Here is a 16753-nt window from a genome sequence, read left to right as displayed (position 1 = left end):
TGTTGGCATGCCTTTCGAAACCGCGCGCCAAGTCATGCCCGACGCCGTTGCAACCGGCCTGAGCTGGCGACCAGCCACCATGGAAGACCTCGGGAACTGGGCGGGCCTGATTGCCCGGACGGCCGCCGTCGAACATCCCGTCTGGTACGAAAAGCGCGGCGACCTGGTCCACATCCTCGAGTCGACCAAGAACCCGGCGGAAACGAGCACGCTGCTGGGCATCGACTCAGACGGTGTGGCGCGTGCCTACGGCCGAATCGCCAAGAATCCCGAGGGCGACAAAGCCACCGGAATGGCGTGCGTTGACCCGGAATGGCAACAACGGGGCATCGGCTCTGCAGTGCTGATGTGGCAGGAAGGACAAGTACGCTCCCGGTTCGAGTCCGATCAAGCTGCCGGACACACCACAGCACCGCCGCGTCTCCGCATCCAGACGGAGGAACAGCACGAGCACCAGGCAACACTCCTGATGGGTCACGGCTACGGTGCTGTGCGCTGGTTCAACGAAATGCACCGGCCCCTGTCCCAGCAACTGCCCGTGGCGCCCCTGAGTGCGGGACTTGAGCTCAGGACGCTGGATCCATCGCTCTTTGAACCCGTGCGCCAAGCCCATAACGATGCGTTCAGGGACCACTGGGGGAGCGAGCCACGGGATGAAGAAGCGTGGCGCTTCACCATTGAGGAACCGACGGCCCGGCACGATCTCAGTGCGGTGGTTATTGATTCCGGCACGGGGGAGGTGGCCGGATACCAGCTAACCAGCTTTGATCCCGACTCTGCCGCCGATCGCGGTTTCAAGGAAGGCTACACAGAGCTCCTTGGCGTGCGGCGGGCCTATCGCGGTCGGGGCATAGCCCAAGCACTGCTCGCCGATGCCATGCACCGCTACGCCTCAGCGGGAATGGACGTGGCCTCATTGGACGTGGACTCGGCCAACCCCACGGGGGCGTTGGAACTCTACTTGGGCATGGGTTATGCGCCAGTGAACCGCAGTATGACGTGGGAGAAGATGCTCTAGTTTTTTAGCCGTCCACATCATGAAGGTGATGAACAACATCGTGGAGGAAGTACTGGGAGAACGTCAGCACGGTGAATGAGGATCCGTTGCTGCGCGTTCCGGTGCGTTGCCAATCATCCTCAGTGACGCGGGCGAAGGACTCGGCAATCTCCTTGCCCTCTGCCTCCAGCTCGTCGGCCACCGTGCGCGGATCAGCGGAACCGTACTCACCGTCGATCGCGGCCTGGTCCTGGTCCCAATTGGCAAACCGGGCGCCATCCTCGGTGAGCATCAGGTTCAGGCGCTGGTCGAAGAGGCTGAAGACGTCCCGGACGTGGCAGGCGTACTCCAGGTTGGACCATGTGTGGTCGTTGGGACGTTTTGCTACATCCTCCCGGCGCAGCACGGCCCGCCACCGGGGAAGCATGTTCAGAACGGTGCCGGGCACCGTGGAAGGGGTCACCGTTGCGGGGTCGAAACCGCACTCGGGGCAGGGCTGTGACAGCACCCAGGTCCAGTCTTTTTCATCGGGGATGATCGGCATGCGGCCAGTCTAAGCTGAACCTGTGCGGGCCCCTCTACAGCCCACGAAATATGGTGTCGTTTTCCAATTACTTACGGACCCTGCCAAGAGTAAAGTTCGTTCCGGGGGGAGAGCCGGAAAAGAGAAAGCAATGCTCAAGGATCAGCAGGTTGGTGCCGTCCTACCGGCACAGGACATAGCCCGGGCACGCGCGTACTACAGCGAAAAACTCGGACTGGAACCCGAAAATCCGGACGACGACGACAACCTCCAGTACAGGTGTGGCGACGGAACCGGATTCTTTGTCTATCAAACGTCCAATGCAGGGACTGCCAAGAACACCCAGATGGGCTGGACGGTCAGCGATGTCCGGGCCACAGTGCAGGAGCTGCGCGGCAAGGGAGTCAAGTTCGAAGACTACGACTTCCCGGGCCTGAAGACTGAAGACGGCATCGCTACGATGCCTGATGGAAGCGCCGCAGCATGGTTCCTCGACAGTGAGGGAAACATACTGAGCATCAACCAAACCGGCTAGCCCGTGCGGTGGCTTCACAGCCACGGCAGCATAAAGGCCGGAGGTCTGTAACCCCCGGCCTTTGGCGTGCTGTTCGGGTACCTCGTGATTATTCCGCGTTATTCCGCGGCATCAGCCCATGCCATGCTCGGACCGATGGCTTCCACGGGCTGGGACAACGGAACGCCGGATCCATCCCTGCGGCCATGTTCGTGGGGAAGTGCCCTTGCGACGCCCGCCGTCGAGGAAGCCTTCGCCGGACCATGACCTGCCCAAGCCAGGAGCAGTGTGTCCTCGCCCTTGAGGAAACGGTGGACCCGCACCCCGCCGGTGGCCCGGCCCTTCACGGGATACTCCTCGAAAGCGGTCACCTTCGCAGTGCCCGGTGCCGTCCCCGGCAAGGCGCCGTTCGTTCCGGCAATGGTCACCACGACGGCGGCAGGGTCGTCCGCGCGAACGGTACCGAAGTGGATCACTTCGTCGCCGGCCGCAAGCTTGATGCCGGCCATGCCACCGGCCGTACGTCCTTGGGGGCGGACATTGGAGGCACTGAATCGAAGCAATTGGGCCTGCCGTGTCACGAAGACAAGGTCGACGTTGTCCTCCTGCGCCGGTTCCACCGCGAGCACCGAGTCCTTGTCCTTCAGGGCGATGATCTCCCAGTCTTCACGGTTCAGCGGGTAGTCCGGCTGAACACGCTTGACCACGCCCTGGACCGTACCGATGGCGAGGACGGAGTCCAGGGGGACGAAGGCAACCAAGGTTTCACCCTTGAGCAAGGTGATGAAGTCCTTGGCGGGGACGCCGCCGGCCAAGTTGGGGAGACCGGAGACCGGAGGCAACACGGGCATGTCCATCACTTGGAGCCGCAGCATGCGGCCTTGGGATGTGACCGCACCGATTTCTCCCCTGGCGGTGGTCTTGACCACTGAGCGGAAGACATCGTGCTTGGTCCGGGGACCCGATTCGGCCAGCGGTTCCTGGTTGGACGTCCTGGCGATCTGTCCGGACACACTCAGCAGGGCCCAGCAGGGGTCGTCCGGAATTTCCAAGGGTAGCGCTGCGGCTTTGCCCTTCGGCCCGGGTACTGACGCTGCCAAGGCCGCAGCCACCGTGGGGGAGACGGCTTCTGATTCCAAGAGGACCGTGCGGCGGGGGGTGCCGTACTTTTCGGCGACCACGGCCAACTCACCGGAGACAAGATCGCGGAGCAGTTCATCCGAAGCCAGGATGGCCTCCAGGGCCTCGATCTCGCGGCGGAGTTCGTCCTGTTCCTTCTCCAGCTCAAGGCGGGAGTACTTGGTCAACTGCCTCAGGCGCAGTTCCAGGATGTAGTTGGCCTGGATTTCGGTGAGGTCGTAGATGGACATGAGGCGTTCACGCGCGGCCGAAGCCTCGTCCGAAGAACGGATGATCTGGATGACTTCGTCGATGTCCACAATCGCGATCAACAAGCCCTCCACCAAGTGGAGGCGGTCCTTCTTTTTGCCCAGGCGGAAGGACGTGCGGCGGCGCACCACATTGAGGCGGTGTTCAACGTACACCTGCAGCAGCTGCAGGAGGCCCAGCGTCTGCGGCTGGCCGTCCACCAGGGTGACGTTGTTGATGCCGAAGGAATCTTCCATGGGCGAGTAGCGGTACAGCTGCTGGAGGACGGCGTTGGGATTGAAGCCGTTCTTCAACTCGATGACCAGGCGGAGGCCGTGATTGCGGTCCGTGAGGTCAACGACGTCGCTGATGCCGGTCAGCTTCTTGGAGTTGACGGCATCCTTGATCTTCTCGATGACCTTTTCCGGGCCCACCATGTAGGGGAGCTCAGTGACCACCAGGCCGGTGCGGCGGGCGGACAGCTGTTCCACTTCAACCTTGGCGCGGGTCTTGAAGGATCCACGCCCCGTGGCGTAAGCGTCACGGATTCCGTCCAATCCCACGATGCGGCCACCTGTGGGGAGGTCGGGCCCCGGGATGAACCGCATGATCTCGTCCAACGTGGCACCGGGGTTGGCGATCAGGTGACGAGCAGCGGCGATGACCTCCACCAGGTTGTGCGGAGGCATATTCGTGGCCATACCAACAGCGATGCCCGTGGTGCCGTTGACCAGCAGGTTGGGGAAAGCGGCGGGGAGCACATCCGGCTGCGTCAGCTGGTTGTCGTAGTTGGGGACAAAGTCCACCACGTCTTCGTCCAGGTGGTCCGTCATGGTCAACGCGGCGGCCGCCAAACGTGCCTCTGTGTAACGCGGTGCTGCCGGGCCGTCGTCGAGCGATCCGAAGTTGCCGTGACCATCGATGAGGGGCAGGCGCAGGGAAAAATCCTGCGCCATGCGCACCATGGCGTCGTATATGGCGGTGTCGCCGTGCGGGTGGAGCTTACCCATGACTTCGCCCACCACGCGGGCGCTCTTGACGTGTCCTCGATCCGGGCGGAGGCCCATGTCGGACATCATGTACAGGATGCGCCGTTGAACGGGCTTCAGTCCGTCGCGGGCGTCCGGGAGGGCACGCGAGTAAATCACCGAGTAGGCGTACTCCAGGAAGGAGCCTTCCATCTCGGACGTGACGTCGATGTCGACGATGTTCTCGGTGAAATCGCCGAGGGGCTCGGCTGTGCGTGCGGATTTTTGGCTGCGGGCCATGGGGTCGGTGGATCCTTAAAGATGTACTGCGGATGTTTTAGCTAGGCTAAGCCTATGGTGGATCAGCCCGGCGTCGGCATTTATCCGGAATATTGGGAAGCTGATGTCGTGCTGCGCGACGGCGGGACAGCCCACCTTCGGCCAATACGACCCGAAGATGCCGATGCTTTGCAGGCGTTCCATGCGGGTCAGTCGCAGGCCTCCATCTACATGAGGTTCTTCTCTTTCAAGCCAAAGCTCTCCGGCAAGGAGGTTCGGCGCTTCACGGAAGTGGACCACATCAACCGCGTGGCGTTCGTCATCACCATCGGCGGCGAAATCATGGGGATTGGCCGCTACGACAGGCTTGAAGATCCCACCGAGGCCGAGGTTGCCTTCAACATTTCCGACGCACACCAGGGACGGGGAATCGGCTCCATCCTCTTGGAGCATTTGGCGGTTGCCGCCCGGGAAAACGGCATCCGCCGCTTCACGGCAGAGGTCCTGCCGGACAACCGGAAGATGCTGATGGTCTTTGCCGACGCCGGCTACGACGTCAAACGACAATTCGACGACGGCGTTGTGAGCGTTGAATTCAACATCGATCCCACGGAGAAATCGCGGGCCGTCATGGAATCCCGCGAGCACCGCGCGGAGGCGCGCAGCGTGCGGGACCTGTTGTCGCCGTCGTCGGTGGCTGTCATCGGTGCCAGCCGCAAGTGGGGGACGGTGGGCTACCAGCTCCTGGAGCATATTATTGAAGGCGGCTTCAAAGGTCCGGTCTACGCCGTCAACCCGGAGGCATTCGAACTCGCCGGGATGATCTCGTTCGGAAACTTGTCCGAGATCCCGGGGCCGGTGCAGCTGGCCATCGTCGCTGTTCCCTACGAGGAAGTGCCCAAGGTAGTGGACGACTGCGCCGCTGCGGGCGTCAAGGGCATCGTGGTGGCCACCGCCGGATTTGCCGACGACGGCGAGCGGGGACTCGCCCGCCAGCACGAGTTGGTGCGGCGGGCCAGGGCGAACGGAATGCGCGTCATTGGCCCGGAATCCCTCGGGATCCTGAATACGCACCCGGCGGTCTCATTAAACGCATCCATGGCACCCACGATGCCCCCGCGCGGCAGCCTGGGCTTGTTCAGCCAGTCGGCTGCCGTGGGTGTGGCGGTTTACGCAGCCGCCAGCCGCCGCCGGCTCGGGTTGTCATCGTTTCTCTCCGCAGGAAACCGCGCAGACGTTTCCGGCAACGACGTCATGCAGTACTGGGAGGACGACGCCGATACCTCCGCCGTGGGCCTCTACCTTGAGTCCATCGGCAACCCCCGCAAGTTCTCCCGCTTGGCGCGCAGATTGTCCCGCAACAAACCCGTGATCGTTGCCAAGTCCGACGTCACCGGCCTCAGCCTGCCACCCGGGCACGAGGTTCGCACCACCCAGGCGCCAGCCGCGGCAGTGGACGCGATGATGCGGCAGGCCGGCGTGATCCGGGTTGAAACCATCGAACAACTCATGGACATCGCCCAGATCGCGTCCTCCCAGGCGCTGCCCAAAGGACCGGGCGTAGCCGTCTACTCAAATTCCGTCGCGCTGGCCAAAGTGGTGGCCGACAGTGCAGGACCCCTCGGGTTGGATGTGGGCCGCCTTGTGACGGACATTGATTTGGACGCAGGTATGTCATTGGCGCTTCCTGCACTTCGGGCAAGTCTGCAGGAAAGCCTCGCGGACGACTCCGTGCACGCCGTTGTGGCGGCTCTCCTCCCGGCCCGCGGGCTTACCGTGGAATCACTCGCGGGCGTCCTGGCCGAATGCGCTGCCGAGGCTGGCAAGCCTGTGGTGGCGGCGTTCACCGGAATCCTGGATCCCTCCGTGCAAGTCGAGGGCATGGTGGGCGGAGCTGGCAAGCCTGTGCTTCCGTGCTACTCCAATGCCGGTGCCGCCGTGGCGGCCCTGGCGGCGATCGTCCGTTACGCGCAGTGGCGCGACCGTGACCAAGGGCTTTTCGTGGAGCCCGACGGCTGCGATGTCGACGGCACCAAAGAAACGCTGCACGCGATGCTGGCCGGCGTCACGGGCGAAAAGATCAGGAAGCTCGACGCCGGTGCAGCCGCCGCACTGCTGTTGGGCTACGGGATTGATGTGGTGCCGACTCTCGGATTTGGTACCCCTGACGAGGCGGTGCAGGCCGCGGAGACTGTGGGATGGCCCGTGGTCCTCAAGACCACGGATCCCGCACTGCGGCACCGGCTGGATCTCGGAGGCGTTCGGCTGGATATTCAGGACGCCGAATCCCTCCGTCAAAACATCGCCCAAATGCGCCGTGCTTTGGAACCTTATGGATCGCCCTCGCTTGAGGTGCAGGCCATGGCGCCGGTGGGGCAGGCCTGCACCTTCCGTGCCATGGAGGACCCCTTGCTGGGGCCGGTCCTGTCGTTCGGCTTGGCCGGGGATGCCGTGAACCTGCTGGACGACTGGGCGCATCGGGTCCCGCCGCTATCAGCTGCGGACCTGCACGATGTCATCCGCTCGCCACGGGCGTCCCGAAAACTGTTCGGCTACCAAGGCCTGCCCGCCGTGGATGTTGAAGCTCTGGAGGACATTGCGGCCCGGCTCGCCAAGCTAAAAGATGACCATCCAGGAATCGCGTTGGTGGAATTCAACCCCGTACTGGCGGGGCCCTCGGGTGCCACCATCCTTGGCGCGGATGTATGGATCGGCAATGCGGCACAGCGCACGGACAGTGCCCGGCGCGCGATGCGGGGTTAGCCACAGGACTGGACCTCGCGGTTAGGTAGTCACCAAGCGATCTGTGAAAATGGGGGAATGAGCACCCAGTCTCCGACGCCTCAATCCCGTCCGTCCAACGCCGGGCACCACACCTCCCATCATCACAGCTCGCAGGGACAGAGCCTGGACCAGGCGCTGCAGCAGGCAGGTTTCTACCCACGGCTGGTGGCCGACGTCGTCGATGACGCCCTGGATGGCCGGGAGTGCCTCTCCCACCTGGTCCACTTGGAGACTCATTTCGACCGTGCCGAGGTCCGCAGGCACATCACAGTGCTGGTGCTCACGGAGGACATGCTGGTGATCACTCACGTTGATGACCAGCAGCTGGATGAGGCCGGAGAGCAGATCGTTGCGCAAGTCTCCACTGAGTCTGTACCCGTGGCCCAGATCCGCTCGGTGGTCCTTAGCTACATGTATTCGCAACCCCAGGACTACAAGCCGTCCGATCCTGTCCGGGAAATGACCTTGTCCATCGCGTGGTCCGGCGGGCAGCGCCTGGACATGGGGCCGGCGAGCTGCGGGGATCCCCAGTGCGAGGCCGATCATGGCTACAGCGGAACCATCGCCCAGGAAGATATCGTCCTGCGGATCAGCGCTGAGGCGGACGGACTCCAGGCGGTCCAGGACGCCAAGATTTTTGCCCGTGCGCTGCGTGCGGTCAACACGGGCAATCCTTCCCCGGCCCAACACGCCAGCATCCCTGCACCGAGGCCGCGTTCGGGCGTCTTCAGCAACCGCCTCAGCCGCGGACACCAGCGTTGAGGGAAACCGCACAGAACCCGGTGAGCACGTCTTCGGGGACCAACCTGGCCGCTGACCTCCCATCGCCCCCGCTTTTCGGAAGCAAGTCCATAGCGGAAGTCCTGACCAGCGCTGCCGCATCCCTGGGCATGCCGGGCTTCACCAACCACCTGCAGCTGCCGCCAGCGCAGCGTGTCTGCGTGGTCCTTGCCGACGGCCTCGGCCGTACCCTCTTGAAGCAGAAGTCCTCCCACACGCCCTTCCTCCGGACAGTCATGGCCGGGGGACAACGCAACGTTCCCACGTGGGTAGACGCCGCCTTCCCCAGCACCACTGCGGCATCCCTCGCGAGCCTCGGCACCGGTTTGCCGGCCGGCCAGCACGGAATGGTGGGCTATGACGTCCTCGATCCCGATCAGGACAAAGTAGTGAACCTCCTGGGCAATTGGGATTCCCAAGTGGACCCTGCACAGTGGCAGCCTCACCCGACGGTCTTTGAGCGGCTTGCCGGAGAGCTGGACGTCGTGACCGTCAGCCTGCCTCAGTTCGGAAACTCCCCGATGACCCAGGCTGCTCTCCGGGGAAGCCGCTTTGTCGGCGGCACCACGCTGCATGCCCGCACCGCCGCCGCCGCTGAGGCAATGTCCGGTGGAGGACGTTCCCTTATGTACTTCTACGCCAACGAGTTGGACAAAGCAGGCCACCGCTACGGCTGCCAGTCGGATCGTTGGGAGCACCAACTCGAAGAGCTCGACTCTACGGTCAAGAGGCTGTCTGCTACGCTGCCCGCCGGCACCACCATTCTGGTGACCGGCGATCACGGCATGTTGGACGTCCCGGAATCCCAGAGAATCGACTACTCCGCTGATGAAAAGCTGGTAGCAGGAGTCCGCCACACTGCCGGGGAGCCGCGCATGGTCCACCTCTATCTTGAACCGGATGCCACTCCGGCCCACCGGGAATCCCTGATTGAGGCATGGCGTCACCGCTTTGGTGAAAGGATCTGGGCCTTTACGCGGGAGCAAGCCGTGGATGCAGGGCTGTTCGGCACAGTTCGCCCTGAGGTGGCTCCGCGCATTGGCGACGTCATGATTGCAGCACGTGACACGTTGGCCCTCTATGACACGCGGAGGGCCCGCCCGGCAGCCCTGGAGGTTGTAGGGCAGCACGGTTCACTGACCAAGGCCGAACGCGAAGTACCACTGCTGTGCTTCGCCGCTGCCGGCAAGAAGGGCAAACGTGGCTGAGCTGGTCTTCTTCTCAGGCACCATGGACTGTGGCAAGTCCACCCTGGCCCTCCAAATGGACCATAACCACCGTGCACGCGGTCGCGGAGGTGTTCGGTTCAGCTGCAACGACCGCGCAGGTGATTCAAGGATCTCCAGCAGGCTGGGCCTGCAAACCGACGCCGTGGAGGTTGTGGGCGACACCGATTTCTGGGACGAAGTGGTGGCCCGGCGAACCAACGGACTGCGGGTGGACTACCTCATTTGTGATGAGGCCCAGTTCTACTCGCCCACCCAAGTGGAGCAATTGGCGCGGGTTGTGGATGAGATGGAGGTGGACGTCTTTGCGTTCGGCATCACTTCCGACTTCCGGACCAGACTGTTCCCTGGCTCGCAGCGGCTCATCGAACTCGCCGACAAAGTGCAGGTCCTGCAGGTCGAAGCCTTGTGCTGGTGCGGCCGCCGGGCAACGCAGAACGCCCGCACCGTAAACGGCATCATGGTGGTGGAGGGCGACCAGGTGATGGTGGGCGACGTTGCCCCGCAAAACAGCGGCGACGAAGCCGGGCCTGCGGAGGGTGCATCCGCCGGGAGTCCGCCCGCAGAAGCAGGTCCTGCTGACGCAGTGGGCTACGAGACGTTGTGCCGCCGGCACTACATGAGGCGTGTCACGGCTCATGGCGCCAACCTGATGGCCGGCGCAGACCAGCCGCTGCCGTTCGACGTCGATGCGTGCCTCTGGCCCGGTGCAGGGGCCCTTAGGCGCGGCTAGTCGCCGCGGGCCCCAAAAACTATCTCGTCCCAGCTCGGGATGCTGGACCGCTTGGGGCGGGACGGCTGGCGTTCCGCAGGGGCATCCACATCCTTACGCACGTCAGCGTCTTTCTGGTCCTCTGCAGGCACTTCGTCCTGATGGGCGTCCTGGGAAGATTGCGCACGGTCGGCTTCGTCTTCTGCGCGGGGTTGCGGGTTACCGCTGCCGCCGAGGAGTTCGTCAAGTCCTGCAGGCTTGCGTCCTGCCAGTGAAGTCACAGGTCGAAGCGGGCTGGCTACCACCGTTATTTCACGCGTGTCTGTGCTGACTCCGTTGTGGAGCTTCAGGGAGTCGTCGCCGTCGTCGGGCGACTCGAAGTGCCGCGGAGCGAGGCTTAGCCTGGACATCATCGAAGGACGCCCGTCTTTACGTGTGGGCTCTTCCGCAGCAGGAGCCACCGGCTCGACATCCGTAACACCAGGTGCCTCGGCCTCGTCTATTTCCTCACCGGGTCGCGGGTGTGCTGCGGGAACGTTGCTCAAGAGGACTGCCAAGGCGTCGTCGCCGTCTTCATCCACGCCAAGGCGCTGTCCGCGCCGCGAACGGAGCATTTCCAGCAGGCTGTCGGATTCTTTCGCGGACGCGCGTGCTGCTGTTTCGGCGTCGTTCTCGAAATCGAACGGCCTGTCCGAGACGGCAGCAAGCCGCCGGGCCGGGACCGGGCCGTCCATCGGCTCAAGTTCGCTGAGTTGCTGGGCCCAACGGTTGGCATTCTGCAGCGACTTGCGCTGGGGGCTGAAGGTCCACATGGCAGGCGGTTCTTCGCCAATGCTTCCGTGAGCGCCGGGGACAGCTTCGAAACGTGCGACGACGGTCCAGGTACCGTCCGGGCGGCGCCAGGAATCCCAATCCACGGAGGAGGAATCAATACCGTGCGCTGAAAGCCGGTAATCAACCATCTCGCCAAGTGTGGCCGGGTTGTCGCCGAAAGCGGAGCGGTAGATGTCATGCCCGGGAGCAGGGGCGGCAACCTCGATGTTTCGGGCCTGTCGCACTACGTACTCACGCTCTGCAAGCACAGGGCCCTCATAACGTTGGACGTTGGCAAGGGGGAGGCCGGAAAGCTCTGCAACTTCCATGGCCGTGGCTCCGCTGCGGATCCGGGCCTGAATATCGCGGGGCGACATGGAAATCGGCGTGTTGGAGGCGCGAGCGGCCACCTGGGCAGGGGTACGGCTCGCCGCGGCCCTCAAGGCCTCGTCGATCGGAAGCTGGAACATCGCACCACCGGGGCCGCTCAAGAGCAGATGCCCGCCGTCGTCGTGGACGCCTACCAGTCGTAGATCCTGCATAACACCCTCCACCACATGGCATAACTGACATTCGAAACTCTGCCACTCGCGGGGGGCTTTTCCTACTAGGGCAAAGGGCGTGCCGTGATATTCCGCTGAAACCGGGTTCATTCCGGAAGGCTTTTCAACCGAATCCACAGCAAAAGTGCATCTATGGACTTTTCGGACCTGCGGGAGGACAATCTGGCCGAGATCGGGCACAAATCCGGGGCGTCCGGCGTTTGCACCCATAAGCCGGCGACAGGGAAGTTCCTGCGGCCGGGTTTTCATCCCGGAAAAGGTACGGAGGACGAAGAAGGACCATGGCCACGGACTACGATGCCCCTCGAAAGACCGAGGAAGACGTCAGCGAGGATTCGCTGGAAGAGCTCAAGACGCGCCAGTCGGGGAAGCAGTCCTCCGCTGTGGACGTCGATGAGACCGACCTTGCCGATGGCTTCGAGTTGCCGGGCGCGGATCTTTCCGGTGAAGAGCTACTCATTCAGGTCATGCCACCCCAGCCTGACGAATTTACGTGTTTCAACTGTTTCCTGGTGAAGCACAGGTCCCAAATAGCCGCTGAACGGGACGGGCACCAGTACTGCACCGAGTGCGAAAGCTAGGCGCAGCGTCCCGGTGTCAGACCCGTGGCGTGGTGAGTGCCGAAACGAGCTCATCGGGCCGGCGCGAGGATGCCAGCCAGTAGGGGGTCCGGTCTGCAGGGTCCGTGATTTCAATCTTGACGACCGGATCGATCCAGCCGCGGAAGCACATGTAGGCAAGTCCATTCAGGCGTGGACCTCGCTCAGCGGTGGCTTCGCCTTTTTTGAACGCCTGGACGGAACCTACGTACTTCCGGTCGATGCTCGCACGACCCACCCTGACGGTGTCAGCGGTGACCGTGATGGTTGGCGTAGAGAGCACCAACATGATGGTCATGATGGCCAGCAGCACCAAGGCGGCGGTGATGCCGGCTGCCGCGCTGATGGGACCAAACATCAGGACGCCTGCGCCGGAGAGGCCCACAACCACAACCCAGATCCAAACGGACGGCCACAGCTTCTCGGTGTACAGGACCTCTGAGGCCGAAGGGGTGTTCCGGGCAGGCACAGGGGAAGACTGGTCAGGCGTAGGCATGGGTCCAGCTTATCGGGCATCGGCAACGGGCTTCGCCCCGGACCGACCGGGCCTTGTACCGGAAGGTCCCAGTAGAATGAATCACTGTGAGCAACGAGACCGCAGTATTCAGTACAGAGGCAACCTCCGCAGTCGCGGATAATGGCGAAAGCACGGCAGCGTACGGCGCCCCCACTTTGGAGGTGCAGCTGAAAATGCTCGACGCCGGGTTGGAAGCACCGTCCTACGCACACCCTGGCGATGCGGGTGCCGATCTCCGTGCCCGCGAGGACGTGCACCTTGCCCCCGGCGAAAGAAAACTGGTTCCAACCGGTGTCTCCATAGCGCTGCCGGACGGATTCGTGGCCCTGATCCATCCCCGGTCCGGACTGGCAACCAAGCATGGCCTCACGGTGGTCAATGCTCCTGGCACTGTGGACGCCGGTTACCGCGGCGAGATCGCGGTCACGCTCCTGAACACCGACCAAAAAAATGCGATTGACCTCAAACGCGGCGATAGAATTGCACAAATGGTGATTCAGCGCGTCGAGTACGCGCGGTTCGTATCTGTTGACCAACTGTCCGATTCCGTTCGGGGAACCGGCGGCTTCGGGTCCACGGGCGGCTTCAACGCACCGAAGGCCTAAGAAACTACTGGACCCGGCGTGTGCCGCAGACCAACGCCTGACGCATTGGCGCGGTTTAGCGCGGTTTAACGTGGTTGCGGTTTACTTGGGGATAGACCACTACTAAGGAGAAAACCCAATGCTTTTTGGGCGCGGCAAGAAGTCCAAGGACGAGCGGTCGGAAACCGCCGGCACCGTCGATGAGTCGGGTGCCGAGGCACACGACTCCGTATCAGGCGGGTCCGGCACACCCGGTGACTTCCGGCTCGGCAAAGGTCCCTTGGACATAGACGAGATCGAAAGCCGCGATGGCTACGTTGACCTCGGTGCACTGCTGATCGCACCGGCCGAAGGTCTCCAGTTGCGGCTTGAGGTGGAAGAAGCCACCCAACGCGTGGTCGCTGTGACCATGGACCTCAACGGCTCCAGCTTGCAGCTCCAGGCGTTTGCGGCACCGCGTTCCGAAGGCCTTTGGGACGAGATCCGCGAACAGATTAATCAGTCTGTAGCGAGCCAAGGCGGAGAAACCGAAGAGGTTTCCGGAGCTTTCGGCACGGAACTGGTAGCCAAACTACCCGCTGAAGCTACTGACGGCAGCCGTGGCTTCCGTGCTGCCCGCTTCATGGGCGTGGACGGGCCACGATGGTTCCTCCGTGGTGTCCTTGGCGGGCAGGCTGCCTTGGAACGCGATGCCGCAGCAGGTCTGGAAGATCTGTTCCGCAAGGTCGTGGTGGTCCGTGGCGATAATCCGATGCCTCCCCGCGAATTGCTGCAGCTGCGCCTGCCCAAGGATGCTGCGGTACCGGGCCAGGCCGGCGCTCCCCAAGGCGCCGTTCCCCCGGAAGAGCCCGCAATGCAGCAGCCGGAGCGAGGGCCGGAGATTACCCAGATTGGTTGATTCCTCCGGGCACAGCGGAACATCCGGTCAGAGGCCCCCTGAGCAGGGAGTTCGGGATCTTCCTGCGCGGGGCAGGGCCGTTTGTACCGGTTTCATCGAGTCCGTGACTCATCAGCCGCCCAGCGAACAGCCGTTCTTCTCTGCTGTGGTGGTGGATACCCTGAGGCAGGGAGACCAGCGCGCTTCCGGGGGAAAAAAGCCCTATGACCGTCTCCGCGTGATCTGGCTGGGCAGGACGCGGGTCCCCGGCATTGAAGCCGGTGTGGAACTTCGCTTGAACGGCATGGTAACCCAGGTTGATGGCCTTCCGGCCATGTTCAATCCCCGATACGAAATACTTTCCCGTCAGGAGCACCTATGACCGTGGCCAACGGATCAGAACCGAAGGACACAGGGCGCCCGACGCCGCCGCAGGAAGAAGTTTCGCTGCCCGGAGAGGCCAACCCAGGGGCGGCCAAGCCAGGGGAGGCCAAGCCAGGTGCTGCCAGCCCCGGTGCTGACTCACCGAGTGTGTCTGAACTCGCTGCGGGTTATGCCGAAAAAGCCGGTCTGCACCGGAACAGCGCGGGGCACGTGGATATGCTGAAGTCAGCGGGCGGGGTCCAGGGTATCGCCGAGAGCATCCTCCCCGGACTTGTCTTCCTGGTCGCCTTCACCATCACCCGCGATCTCACACTGTCGCTCATCGCAGCGCTGGCTACCGCCGCCGTCTTCACCGTGGTGCGCCTGATCCAGCGGCGTCCTTTGACGCAGGCGCTGGCAGGCGTAGTGGGCGTGGGCATTTCCGCTTGGCTGGCCAACACCACAGGCAAGGCAGAGGACTTCTACGTCCTCGGATTCTTCACCAACATTGCTTATATCGCGGGCATGGTGCTTTCCATCGTGCTCAAGTGGCCGGTTGCGGGGCTTTTGTTCGGTTTCGTGCGCAACGAGGGACTTGAGTGGCGAAAGGACCCCGAAAGGCTTCGCGCCTACAGCCTGGGTACGTGGATCGTAGTGGCGGTGCTTGCCCTCCGCCTGGTGGTTCAGGTGCCGTTGTACTTCATGGGGGAGCCAGGACTGACGGCGTTGGCAACCACCAGGCTGTTGATGGGAGCTCCGCTGTACATCCTGGGCCTCTGGGTGGCGTGGCTTGTCACTAAGCCTGCTGTTGGCGAGCCGGCACCTCAGCCGTCGAAACCGTCGTCCTCGGCTGATTGATCGGCTGCTTCGGCAGCATCGTCACGGGGTTCCCGGCCGTCGTCGGAACCGGGTGACAACAGCGCCCTCAGGCCGTCCTCGGCCACGATGGTGGTGACGAAGAAGAGTTCGTCGCCGCCATCCAGGACATCATCACGCGTAGGCGTGATGGGGGCGTGGTCGCGCAGGATTGCCACCAACGTGGCGTCTTCCGGCCAGTCGATGCCGCCTACCGTGCTGCCAATGACGTGGGAATCATGCGGAACAGTAAACTCAACGATTGAGGCCACCCCTGTCTGCAGGGTCAACAGGCGCACGATGTCGCCAATCTCAACAGCCTCTTCTACGAGGGCCGTCATGAGCTGCGGGGTGTTGACGGCCACGTCTACGCCCCAGGAGTCATTGAACATCCAGTCGTTCTTGGGGTTGTTGACGCGCCCCACGGTCCGCCCCACGCCGAATTCGGTCTTGGCAAGCAGGGATACCACCAGATTCACTTTGTCGTCACCTGTGGCAGAAACCACGACGTCGGCATCCTCGAGTTTGGCGTCCTGCAGGGTGCTGAGTTCGCAGGCGTCGCCCACCAGCCAGCGGGCACCTCGAAGCCCGCTGCGCCCAATGACTTCGGGCTTCAGGTCAATGAGGAGAATCTCGTGTTTGTGGGCGAGCAATTCACGCGCGATGGACGAGCCGACGCTGCCTGCGCCAACAATGACAACTTTCACTAAGACTCCTTGGCGGGTGCTTTGGCGAGAATCCGGCTGATCTCGGAGGTTCTGTCCAGGCTCACCATCGCGTGGACGGTATCGCCCTCCTGGTATGCGGTGCCGGCTTGCGGCAACAGGCCTTCACCAAACCTGGTGAGGTACGCGATACGGATCCCGGCGGCGGATTCGATGGACTCCATGCTGTGTCCGATCCAATCCTCGTGCAGATCCACTTCGGCCAGTACCAGGCGGCCTGAGGGCTCGCGATAGTCACCGGCGAGGTGCTGCTCGGGGAGTATTCGGCGCAGGACCTGGTCGGCACTCCAGCGGACGGCTGCGACGGTGGGGATGCCGAGCCGCTGGTAGATTTCGGCGCGGCCGGGATCATAGATGCGTGCCACCACATGGGCAACATGGAATGTTTCGCGGGCTACGCGTGTGGCGAGGATGTTGGAGTTGTCGCCGCTGGAAACGGCGGCGAAGGCGTAGGCCTCCTCCACTCCTGCTTGCTTCAGGGTGTCCCGGTCGAAGCCGACCCCGGTGACTTTGCGACCCGTGAAGGTGTTGCGAAGCCGGCGGAAGGCCCGCTCGTCCTGGTCGATGATGGCCACTGAGTGGCCTGCATCCTCCAAAGTGTGTGCCAGGGTTGCGCCAACACGGCCGCAACCCATGATCACGAAGTGAGCCACCGTGTCTCCTTATGTGTGTTGTCCATCCCGCTCGGTATGACTTTACCGGTGCA

At 63.2% G+C, this 16753-nt stretch carries 17 protein-coding genes; 11 read left to right on the top strand and 6 right to left on the bottom strand.

The window, feature by feature from the left end:
* Positions 1–7 precede the first annotated feature (7 nt).
* Positions 8–1018: a GNAT family N-acetyltransferase gene (locus AC6CH8_RS16220; protein ID WP_498191487.1), complete on the top strand. Its 1011-nt coding sequence runs from the start codon at positions 8–10 to the stop codon at positions 1016–1018.
* A 4-nt stretch (positions 1019–1022) separates the two neighbouring features.
* Here AC6CH8_RS16220 and AC6CH8_RS16215 read toward each other — a convergent pair whose 3' ends face one another.
* Positions 1023–1541 carry a DinB family protein gene (locus AC6CH8_RS16215; protein ID WP_498191486.1) on the bottom strand — a complete coding sequence of 173 codons (519 nt, stop codon included), beginning with the start codon at positions 1539–1541 and terminating at the stop codon, positions 1023–1025.
* A 130-nt stretch (positions 1542–1671) separates the two neighbouring features.
* Here AC6CH8_RS16215 and AC6CH8_RS16210 point away from each other — a divergent pair, with 130 nt between their 5' ends.
* Positions 1672–2055, top strand: coding sequence for a VOC family protein (locus AC6CH8_RS16210; RefSeq protein ID WP_091466718.1), 384 nt, complete (start codon positions 1672–1674; stop codon positions 2053–2055).
* A gap of 98 nt (positions 2056–2153) precedes the next feature.
* On the opposite strand, the gene AC6CH8_RS16205 is transcribed toward AC6CH8_RS16210, so the two are convergent.
* Positions 2154–4670 carry a DNA gyrase/topoisomerase IV subunit A gene (locus AC6CH8_RS16205; RefSeq protein WP_091466719.1) on the bottom strand — a complete coding sequence of 839 codons (2517 nt, stop codon included), beginning with the start codon at positions 4668–4670 and terminating at the stop codon, positions 2154–2156.
* 54 nt (positions 4671–4724) lie between these two features.
* On the opposite strand from AC6CH8_RS16205, the gene AC6CH8_RS16200 reads away from it, so the two are divergent.
* Genes AC6CH8_RS16200 through AC6CH8_RS16185 form a run of 4 tightly spaced genes read left to right on the top strand, consistent with a single transcriptional unit; the run spans position 4725 to position 10172 of the window.
* Positions 4725–7412: a bifunctional acetate--CoA ligase family protein/GNAT family N-acetyltransferase gene (locus tag AC6CH8_RS16200; protein ID WP_498191485.1), complete on the top strand. Its 2688-nt coding sequence runs from the start codon at positions 4725–4727 to the stop codon at positions 7410–7412.
* A gap of 57 nt (positions 7413–7469) precedes the next feature.
* The gene (locus AC6CH8_RS16195; protein ID WP_017198895.1) at positions 7470–8195 is read left to right on the top strand and encodes a DUF5998 family protein; all 726 of its coding nucleotides are present in this window, start codon (positions 7470–7472) and stop codon (positions 8193–8195) included.
* On the top strand, positions 8192–9421 hold the full coding sequence (locus AC6CH8_RS16190; protein ID WP_498191484.1) for an alkaline phosphatase family protein: 1230 nt from the start codon (positions 8192–8194) through the stop codon (positions 9419–9421). Before AC6CH8_RS16195 ends, AC6CH8_RS16190 begins: the two co-directional genes overlap by 4 nt.
* Positions 9414–10172, top strand: a complete 759-nt coding sequence (locus AC6CH8_RS16185; RefSeq protein WP_091466724.1) for a thymidine kinase — start codon at positions 9414–9416, stop codon at positions 10170–10172. Before AC6CH8_RS16190 ends, AC6CH8_RS16185 begins: the two co-directional genes overlap by 8 nt.
* On the opposite strand, the gene sepH is transcribed toward AC6CH8_RS16185, so the two are convergent.
* Complete coding sequence (sepH, locus tag AC6CH8_RS16180) at positions 10169–11506, bottom strand: septation protein SepH (protein ID WP_498191483.1); 1338 nt, start codon at positions 11504–11506, stop codon at positions 10169–10171. The genes AC6CH8_RS16185 and sepH overlap by 4 nt on opposite strands.
* A 302-nt stretch (positions 11507–11808) precedes the next feature.
* Here sepH and AC6CH8_RS16175 point away from each other — a divergent pair, with 302 nt between their 5' ends.
* Positions 11809–12108: a DUF4193 domain-containing protein gene (locus tag AC6CH8_RS16175; protein WP_017198899.1), complete on the top strand. Its 300-nt coding sequence runs from the start codon at positions 11809–11811 to the stop codon at positions 12106–12108.
* A 16-nt stretch (positions 12109–12124) separates the two neighbouring features.
* Here AC6CH8_RS16175 and AC6CH8_RS16170 read toward each other — a convergent pair whose 3' ends face one another.
* Positions 12125–12622: a DUF3093 domain-containing protein gene (locus tag AC6CH8_RS16170; protein ID WP_178995522.1), complete on the bottom strand. Its 498-nt coding sequence runs from the start codon at positions 12620–12622 to the stop codon at positions 12125–12127.
* Between the two features lie 86 nt (positions 12623–12708).
* Between AC6CH8_RS16170 and dut the strand changes: the two genes are divergently transcribed.
* The 4 genes from dut to AC6CH8_RS16150 all read left to right on the top strand — a co-directional run bounded on the left by dut (position 12709) and on the right by AC6CH8_RS16150 (position 15325).
* Positions 12709–13248 (top strand): dUTP diphosphatase, encoded by a 540-nt coding sequence (gene dut, locus AC6CH8_RS16165; protein WP_091466729.1) that lies wholly within the window; start codon positions 12709–12711, stop codon positions 13246–13248.
* A gap of 118 nt (positions 13249–13366) precedes the next feature.
* Positions 13367–14125 (top strand): DUF3710 domain-containing protein, encoded by a 759-nt coding sequence (locus tag AC6CH8_RS16160; RefSeq protein ID WP_498191482.1) that lies wholly within the window; start codon positions 13367–13369, stop codon positions 14123–14125.
* 103 nt (positions 14126–14228) lie between these two features.
* Positions 14229–14486, top strand: a complete 258-nt coding sequence (locus tag AC6CH8_RS16155) for a hypothetical protein (protein ID WP_091467644.1) — start codon at positions 14229–14231, stop codon at positions 14484–14486.
* Positions 14483–15325, top strand: a complete 843-nt coding sequence (locus AC6CH8_RS16150) for a DUF3159 domain-containing protein (protein ID WP_498191481.1) — start codon at positions 14483–14485, stop codon at positions 15323–15325. The genes AC6CH8_RS16155 and AC6CH8_RS16150 overlap by 4 nt, the downstream gene beginning before the upstream one ends.
* Here AC6CH8_RS16150 and AC6CH8_RS16145 read toward each other — a convergent pair.
* On the bottom strand, positions 15292–16029 hold the full coding sequence (locus AC6CH8_RS16145) for a potassium channel family protein (RefSeq protein ID WP_498191480.1): 738 nt from the start codon (positions 16027–16029) through the stop codon (positions 15292–15294). The two genes, AC6CH8_RS16150 and AC6CH8_RS16145, sit on opposite strands and share 34 nt — an antisense overlap.
* A complete protein-coding gene (locus tag AC6CH8_RS16140) occupies positions 16029–16700 on the bottom strand; it encodes a potassium channel family protein (RefSeq protein WP_091466734.1) in 672 nt (223 codons plus the stop codon). The genes AC6CH8_RS16145 and AC6CH8_RS16140 overlap by 1 nt, the downstream gene beginning before the upstream one ends.
* Positions 16701–16753: the final 53 nt, after the last annotated feature.

It is taken from the genome of Paenarthrobacter sp. GQ52 (assembly GCF_059759005.1).
The sequence above is the reverse complement of the archived record's forward strand: the minus strand, read 5'-3'. Positions and strand labels throughout refer to the sequence as shown.

Coding starts and splice junctions, on each gene's coding strand:
- AC6CH8_RS16220 (WP_498191487.1), top strand. CDS start 8: ATGCCTTTCGAAACCGCGCGCCAAGTCATGCCCGACGCCGTTGCAACC.
- AC6CH8_RS16215 (WP_498191486.1), bottom strand. CDS start 1,541: ATGCCGATCATCCCCGATGAAAAAGACTGGACCTGGGTGCTGTCACAG.
- AC6CH8_RS16210 (WP_091466718.1), top strand. CDS start 1,672: ATGCTCAAGGATCAGCAGGTTGGTGCCGTCCTACCGGCACAGGACATA.
- AC6CH8_RS16205 (WP_091466719.1), bottom strand. CDS start 4,670: ATGGCCCGCAGCCAAAAATCCGCACGCACAGCCGAGCCCCTCGGCGAT.
- AC6CH8_RS16200 (WP_498191485.1), top strand. CDS start 4,725: ATGGTGGATCAGCCCGGCGTCGGCATTTATCCGGAATATTGGGAAGCT.
- AC6CH8_RS16195 (WP_017198895.1), top strand. CDS start 7,470: ATGAGCACCCAGTCTCCGACGCCTCAATCCCGTCCGTCCAACGCCGGG.
- sepH (WP_498191483.1), bottom strand. CDS start 11,506: ATGCAGGATCTACGACTGGTAGGCGTCCACGACGACGGCGGGCATCTG.
- AC6CH8_RS16175 (WP_017198899.1), top strand. CDS start 11,809: ATGGCCACGGACTACGATGCCCCTCGAAAGACCGAGGAAGACGTCAGC.
- AC6CH8_RS16170 (WP_178995522.1), bottom strand. CDS start 12,622: ATGCCTACGCCTGACCAGTCTTCCCCTGTGCCTGCCCGGAACACCCCT.
- AC6CH8_RS16160 (WP_498191482.1), top strand. CDS start 13,367: ATGCTTTTTGGGCGCGGCAAGAAGTCCAAGGACGAGCGGTCGGAAACC.
- AC6CH8_RS16150 (WP_498191481.1), top strand. CDS start 14,483: ATGACCGTGGCCAACGGATCAGAACCGAAGGACACAGGGCGCCCGACG.